The organism is Endozoicomonas sp. SESOKO2 (assembly GCF_024606245.1).
GTDB lineage: Bacteria > Pseudomonadota > Gammaproteobacteria > Pseudomonadales > Endozoicomonadaceae > Endozoicomonas_A.
In genome coordinates, this window is the sequence record NZ_JAHHPQ010000085.1 from 1 (window position 1) to 1,667 (window position 1,667).

The window sequence follows — 1,667 nt, forward strand, 5'->3', positions numbered from 1 at the left end:
ATACGGCTCATTGCAGGCCATTCAAAGCGATCAAACAGATTCACTTCTGTATGCTTTTGATTGAACCGGGTATAGCAGAACATCAACAGGCACATGATCCAAAAGCAAATGGCTGTTGCATAACCACAGCCTACGCTACCCATTTCAGGAAAGCCGAATTTGCCATAGATCAATACATAATTAACCGGAATGTTGATCAACAAACCGACAAAGCTGATGAGCATGGCCGGTTTGGTAATAGCGCGCCCTTCGCAATAGCTGACCATGGTTTGATATAAACAGATGCCGGGTACCCCCCAGGCCAATGCTTCCAGGTAGGCTTCCGTCTTAGCAGCCATTTCGGCATTGATTTCCAGAACATTGAGCAGTGGCATAGGGTTCATCATCAAGACCATGCCGACCACACTTAACGCCAGAGAAAGCCACATGGCCTGTCGAACCGGTGAAGCAATCAGGTCAACTTTTTGGGCGCCAAACAGATGGGCGACTGTCGGTGTCGTCGCCATTAGGATACCCCTGATTAACAGATAAATCGGGACCCAGATACTGGAGCCAATGGCTACTGCCGCCAGATCTTGTGCAGAATATTGACCCGCCATACTGGTATCTACAAAGCCCATGCCAGTGGTCGCCAGTTGCGCACCCAGAATCGGGGCTGATAAATAAATAAGTTCTCTAAGTTCCCTGGAATATCGTTGGTATAAAGTTGGGTTGGCTGTCATTTTCTCTCACTGCTATGGTGTGCTTTTACCAAAACTGAACCGGGATAAAAGTGGAACCATCTTATCAGTCACATGACAGCATTTGATATGGCTAATTTGCCGTTACTTTCTGGGGTCCGGCGCGGGATTTCTACTTATTTCCTTTGCCATCAGAGGCCGATCACATCGCCTTTTGACGACATATTTGCTACTGTCGGTGGATGCCTGAATTACCTGAAGTTGAAACGACCCGCAGGGGCATTGCACCTCATATTGTAGGTCAGACCGTGTCGGATGTTATCGTCCGCAATCCGCAACTGCGCTGGCCGGTTTCGGAACATTTAAAGCAGCATTTATCTGGCCGGGTTATCCGTTCTGTCGCAAGACGAGCGAAGTATCTTCTGATCAGAACCGACGCTGGAACCCTGCTGGTTCACCTGGGGATGTCCGGAAGCCTGCGCATATTGAAAGAACCACAGGAAGCCCGGAAACATGACCATATCGACCTGGTTTTCAGTCATGGGATAACGCTGAGATACACCGACCCGAGGAGGTTCGGGGCGGTTCTGTGGGTCGACGACGACATCATGAAACATGACTTGTTAAGCAAACTCGGTCCGGAACCTCTCGGTGATGAATTCACAGCCCGTAGGCTTCATCTCAAATCCCGGGGAAAAAAACAGCCGGTAAAAACGTTCATCATGGACAACCATGTGGTCGTCGGGGTCGGGAACATCTACGCCAACGAAGCCCTGTTCAAAGCAGGTATCCGGCCTGACAGGCCCTGCGGAAAAATTTCCAGAGCCCGCTACGAGCGACTGACCGAAAGCATCAAAGAGACTCTGGCAAAAGCCATTGAGCAGGGTGGAACCACCCTGAGGGATTTTGTCGGGGGTGACGGCAAGCCAGGCTATTTCAAACAAGAACTGGCTGTTTATGGACGCAAGGGGGAACCCTGCGTTCATT

General features: G+C 50.1%; 2 protein-coding genes. One reads left to right on the forward strand and one right to left on the reverse strand.

Annotated features, from left to right (window positions below; genetic code table 11):
- Nucleotides 1–722 (reverse strand): MATE family efflux transporter (locus KDK17_RS02320; RefSeq protein WP_257287247.1); only part of this gene is annotated, 722 nt, incomplete at its 3' end.
- A gap of 200 nt (nucleotides 723–922) precedes the next feature.
- Here KDK17_RS02320 and mutM point away from each other — a divergent pair.
- Nucleotides 923–1,667: bifunctional DNA-formamidopyrimidine glycosylase/DNA-(apurinic or apyrimidinic site) lyase (mutM, locus tag KDK17_RS02325; protein WP_257287248.1), on the forward strand; the 745-nt coding region annotated here is incomplete at its 3' end.